This is a genomic window from Caldisericota bacterium (genome assembly GCA_034717215.1).
Classification (GTDB): domain Bacteria; phylum Caldisericota; class Caldisericia; order Caldisericales; family Caldisericaceae; genus UBA646.
The window spans coordinates 1-5,131 of the sequence record JAYELD010000146.1 but is presented as its reverse complement, the minus strand read 5'-3'; the positions used below and the strand labels follow the sequence as shown (position 1 = coordinate 5,131).

The window sequence follows — 5,131 nt, the reverse complement described above, 5'->3', positions numbered from 1 at the left end:
AGTTTTTCTTTAAATTCCACAAAGAAACTTTCGCCAGTTTTCAAGATAAGTTCAAAATCTTTCTCATCCATCTTATAACTCCTCTTTCAACAACTCCTGAATCTCACCAGTGGCCTCTTTAATATCTTTTTCAATCTCTTCTAAAGGCCTTGGCGGTTTATATTCATAGAAATATTTTGTAAAGTTAATCTCATAACCAATTTTATCCTTTTTTCTTTCCATCCAGGCATCAGAGTAATATGGCTTAACCTCTCTCTCAAAATACTCCTCGATATCCTGCTTTAATGGAATTTTTTCAGAATCCCTTAAATTTGAATCTGGCGACTTATTGCCTTTTTTATCCAAAACATAATCCGCAGTATCATCATGTTTGGATAATGCTAAAATAATGTTTTTGATAAAATTAGGCGACAGGTCAAAGTATTTCAAAACATTTTTGACTTTCACCTCAAACTCATCCCAGTTTTTATACAAATGATCTTCAATTGTCTTTAGAGCATTAATTATCTCTTCCTGTTTTTTCTTTCCTTCTTCCTTTTCTTCCAGCTTCAATTCAGGGTCCTTTTTCTTACTTTCTGCCAGTTTTGCAAATGCATTAACAGAATAAAGATTCTCCAGCCGCTCTTCAGTAACCTGATAATTTAATTGCATTGGCCTTTCAACGATGACTTTGGTATAGCCGAATTCTTTATTATCAAAAATCTTACTGTATTTACTCTCTTCAAATTTATCATATAATTCAACAATTTTATCGATATTCTCTTTTGTTAGATTATTCCTTTTATTTCCCAAGCTTTTACGCATTTTTTTAAAGAAAAAAGTAGCATTAATCAGTTGTATCTTCCCCACCCTTTCATAAGGTTTTTCATTTGTCAGAATCCAGATATAAGTGTTAATTCCTGTATTGAAAAACAACTGGTTTGGCAGAGCAATAATTGCTTCTATAAGATTATTTTCAATTATCCACTTTCTTATATTGCTCTCTCCTTGCCCGGCGTCTCCAGTAAATAGCGGAGAACCGTTTGTAATTACAGCGACTCTTGATTTCTCTTTAACCTTCATCTTGGAGATCATATGCTGCATAAATAATAATTGCCCGTCATTTATCCTTGGTAGACCCGCTCCGAATCTTCCTTCCAATCCTCTTTCTGCTTCTTTCTTTACGGCATCTGCATCTTGCTCCCATTTAGTGCCATAAGGAGGATTAGAAATAATATAATCAAACTTCATATTGGAAAATTGATCTTTTGAAAGCGTGCTTAACGGGCCTTTGATCTTGTTTGCATCCTCTCCCCTCATTAGCATATCTGATTTGCAAACTGCAAAAGTTTCAGGTTGCAGTTCTTGCCCAAAAAGAACAACATCAACATTCTCATTGATGTTTGCTATAAAATTTTTGCAACTTGTAAGCATACCTCCTGTGCCACAAGCAGGGTCATAAATAAGTTTAATAATGTTCTTTTTTTTCAGATTTACACCATTCTCAACAAACATTAATTTCGTCATTAATTGAACAACATCTCTGGGAGTAAAGTGATCGCCAGCCTCTTCGTTAGATTGTTCGGAAAATTTCCTTACAAGTTCTTCATAAATTGTACCCATTTCATGATTGGAAACTACATTAGGATGTAAATCAATCTTTGACTCAGAGAATTTTTTGACTAAAAGGAATAAAAGATCAGCTTTAGACAGTTCACCGATACGCTCTTTAATTTTAAAATTCTCAAAAATATCCTGCACATTCTTACTGAAACAATCAAGATAATGTATTAAATTCTGTTCAATATGCTCGGGGTCCTCTGCAAAGGTCTTAAAGTCATATTTTGAATAATTGTAAAATCCTAACTGCTTTCCATTTTTATCCTTTGCGGCCATTAGAAGAACATGTTCCATATTTTCAAACTGGCCTCTATATTTATTATATGCTTCAAGAACTGCTTTTTTAGAATCGCCCAAAACACAATCAAATCTTTTAAGAACAGTAAAAGGAAGAATTGCTTTTTGGTATTCGTTTCTTTTATATACTCCCCGCAATAAATCTGCCAAATCCCATATAAAAGATATTTTTTCTTGAAAATTTGTCATTTTCGCCTCTCTTTCTTCTTTTTATTTTATCAACTTTACAAAATATTTCCAAATTTATTTTGAGAGATTCTGAAACAAGTTCAGAATGACAAAGAAAAAAAAGAGAAAACGGGATTCTTCTGTCGCTGCGCTCCATCAGAATGACTCTCTCTGTCACTGCGAGGCAACTTGTTGCCGCGGCAGTCCCATAGTAATATTTCTTTAAATTTTTGTTTTTATAAAACAATTGTTTGTTGCTAAGGAGGAGATTGCCACGGACTTCTACGAAGTCCTCGCAAAGACCCGGAATGGCAAGAAAAAAGACTAAAAGAGAGATTCTTCACTTCAGACTTGGCGTAATTCATGCCAAGGAAAAAAGCAGAATGACAAAGAAAAACATAAAAGAGAGATTTATCCCGGGGCAGGATAGCTTTTTATAAATTTATTTGACTTAAAAAAATTGTAGGGTATAAAGTGTTAGGGTGGTTTATGAAAATAGGGAATAAGGACAGATTTCTGTATTATGTTGCGGGCATCTTGCTTGTCTTGGCCTATCTGTTGCTCTGGTTTTTAGTTAATCCTGTTGGCATCGAAGAGCTACGGTATGTCGGCTGGATAATCTTAGCGGTTGGTCTTGTTTTAATCTTTCTACCTATGTTTGTTTTTCGCACTAAAGGCAAGGTGAAAAAGGGAAATGATTGGACCGAGACCTCAGCCCTTGTTGACACAGGAATTTACTCTGTTGTTCGGCATCCACTCTATCTGGGTTTGTTGCTTATGTACCTTGCAATTATTTTATGGAGTCAACATGGATTAACGATAATTGTTGGGATTATAGGTATGATGTGTGTTTACTTAATTTCAAGACAAGAAGACCAGCGTCTCATAGGGAAGTTTGGCGATGACTATAAAAGCTATATGCACTCTGTGCCGAGGATGAATCTTTTGGCAGGAATCGTACGGCTGGTAAGACAAAGAAAGGGGAAGAAAAATGAGAGTTAATAAAATTAGAAACACCGATTTAAACAATAATTTTACGAACTTTATATTCTTAATCTTAAAGGCATGATACAATGAATAATTTATTATTGATAGTATCTCTAATTTTTGTTGGACAAATTTTAGGCTCAGTAGTTGGATTAATAAAAAAGCCAGAGAAAAATATTTTGTATGGTTCTTTAGCATTTGCTGCTTCAATGATGCTTGGTATATCGTTTTTTCAATTAATACCTGAAAGCTTGAAAATTTCATCAATTTCCTTAGTAATAATGTCCTTTGTTTTCGGAATAGCAATAATGTGGATTGTTGATAAAATTTTGCCTCATATAAATCCCGAGTTAATGAAAAAAGAAAAACCATCTGTTAAAAGAAGCGTTACCATGCTTGTTATCGGCATGGCTTTGCATAATATACCAGAAGGATTGGCGATTGGTGTTGGGTTTGTTTTATCACCTGTATTGGGGATTACGGTAGCTCTGGGAATTGCGATGCAAGATGTACCAGAGAATATCGCAACAATTGTTCCATTATATGGATTAACTAAAAAGAGAATGAAATCTTTTATTATAACGACAGGAACAATATTATTCGAATTGCTCGGTTTCATTTTTGGTTATTATTTTTTTAAAGAAGTATCATTAAACTTATTAGGAGCATCACTTGCACTTGCAGCAGGTTTTATGACTTATATCTCAGTAGAAGAATTGATTCCAGCAGCACAAATAAAAGAAAATTTGAAAATAGGTATTATTAGTCTTGTTTTGGGAGCATTATGCGTTTTGCTAATTATCTTCTTAGTGGACTAAAAATAATGAAAAAGGGTTTTTAAGAGGCAACTTGTTGCCGCGGCAGTCCCATAGTAATATTTCTTTAAATTTTTGTTTTTATAAAACAATTGTTTGTTGTTAAGGAGGAGATTGCCACGGACTTCTACGAAGTCCTCGCAAAGACAGGGAAAAACGGAATGGCAAGAAAAAGAGCAGAATGACAAAGAAAAAATGAGAAAAACGGGATTCTTCTGTCGCTGCGCTCCATCAGAATGGCAAAAACAAAAAGGGCAGGTGTACACCTGCCCTTTAAAAGTTTTTCTTTTTATGTCTATTTTCTTTTTACGGCCAGTAATATATTGTTACAGTTCGTGTATCGTTATCCCAGTCAACAACTCCATCAAGGTGTTCCACTATGAATCTTAAGGGAAGATAAGTCCTTCCGTTAATGATAGTCGGAGTTACCTTGCTGTTGTTAGGGTCTATCTGTATTTTAATGCCGTCTACTATTGCCGTATTGTTATCTATTGTGAGTATTATCGTGTGGTAGTTAAGGTTGATTGTTACTTCTCTTGTATCTTCGTTCCAGGTAATGTTTCCATTTAATGATTCTATCAATGCTCTTATCGGAATCAGTGTCCTGTCGTTCTTTATGATTGGCTTGCTGTTCTGTTCATCAATAGTTTTAGGTATGCCGTTTATTGTAATCTCAGGGTTATCTATCTGAAGTGTGATGATTAAAGGTGTTTTTACGGAAAGTCTTGCAAATGTTACTTCTATTGTATGGTTGTCCTTTACGTTCTTAAACTTGTATACCTGTTCTGTCGAAGCTATTGGTTTGTTATCTACAATTATCTTGTCTATTCTGTATCCTGAGTTAGGTGTGATAGTAAATGTTTCAGTTTCATTGTATTTTACAGTAACTGTGCCTGACGGAGATATTGTCCCTCCTTCACCTGCTTTTGCTTTGATTGTATATTCATTCCTTTCAAGTGTTACAATGATTTTATGGTTTTCATACACTGCAAGGACTGTATAGGTATATGTGCCGTTTGCATTCTCAGTTAGCTTTGTCATAGGAACTATGTTTCCGTTATCAGTAACTCCTGTTATATGGGAACCTGCATCCGGGTTAATTGTTATCTTAGCAGGATTGCCTGATTGAACTGTCTGTTCTTTGGGAGTTACTGTTGCATAACCTCCGTATATAGATACTGATGCTTCTACTACGAATGTTGGTATGGGTTTTGGAATAAATGTCACTGAAATTGTGCGATCTGCTGTTACATTAGTAAATGTGT

Annotated in this window: 5 protein-coding genes; 3 read left to right on the top strand and 2 right to left on the bottom strand. The window is 34.7% G+C overall.

Translation table 11 applies throughout. The features are described from left to right. Positions 1-72: 72 nt before the first annotated feature. A complete protein-coding gene (locus U9Q18_06135) occupies positions 73-2,085 on the bottom strand; it encodes a class I SAM-dependent DNA methyltransferase (protein ID MEA3313935.1) in 2,013 nt (670 codons plus the stop codon). Positions 2,086-2,372: 287 nt separating this feature from the next. Here U9Q18_06135 and U9Q18_06130 point away from each other — a divergent pair, with 287 nt between their 5' ends. From U9Q18_06130 to U9Q18_06120, 3 genes are all read left to right on the top strand, one after another. Next, complete coding sequence (locus U9Q18_06130) at positions 2,373-2,504, top strand: hypothetical protein (GenBank protein MEA3313934.1); 132 nt, start codon at positions 2,373-2,375, stop codon at positions 2,502-2,504. Positions 2,505-2,553: 49 nt separating this feature from the next. Further along, entirely contained in the window at positions 2,554-3,066 is a 513-nt protein-coding gene (locus U9Q18_06125; GenBank protein ID MEA3313933.1) for an isoprenylcysteine carboxylmethyltransferase family protein, read from the top strand. Between the two features lie 71 nt (positions 3,067-3,137). Then, complete coding sequence (locus U9Q18_06120; protein MEA3313932.1) at positions 3,138-3,869, top strand: ZIP family metal transporter; 732 nt, start codon at positions 3,138-3,140, stop codon at positions 3,867-3,869. 303 nt (positions 3,870-4,172) lie between these two features. On the opposite strand, the gene U9Q18_06115 is transcribed toward U9Q18_06120, so the two are convergent. Beyond that, on the bottom strand, positions 4,173-5,131 hold a 959-nt coding region (locus U9Q18_06115; protein ID MEA3313931.1), incomplete at its 5' end, for a copper amine oxidase N-terminal domain-containing protein.

What these genes read in the sequence shown, in the direction of transcription:
- U9Q18_06120 (MEA3313932.1), top strand. Translation starts at nt 3,138, where the DNA reads ATGAATAATTTATTATTGATAGTATCTCTAATTTTTGTTGGACAAATT.
- U9Q18_06125 (MEA3313933.1), top strand. Translation starts at nt 2,554, where the DNA reads ATGAAAATAGGGAATAAGGACAGATTTCTGTATTATGTTGCGGGCATC.
- U9Q18_06135 (MEA3313935.1), bottom strand. Translation starts at nt 2,085, where the DNA reads ATGACAAATTTTCAAGAAAAAATATCTTTTATATGGGATTTGGCAGAT.
- U9Q18_06130 (MEA3313934.1), top strand. Translation starts at nt 2,373, where the DNA reads ATGGCAAGAAAAAAGACTAAAAGAGAGATTCTTCACTTCAGACTTGGC.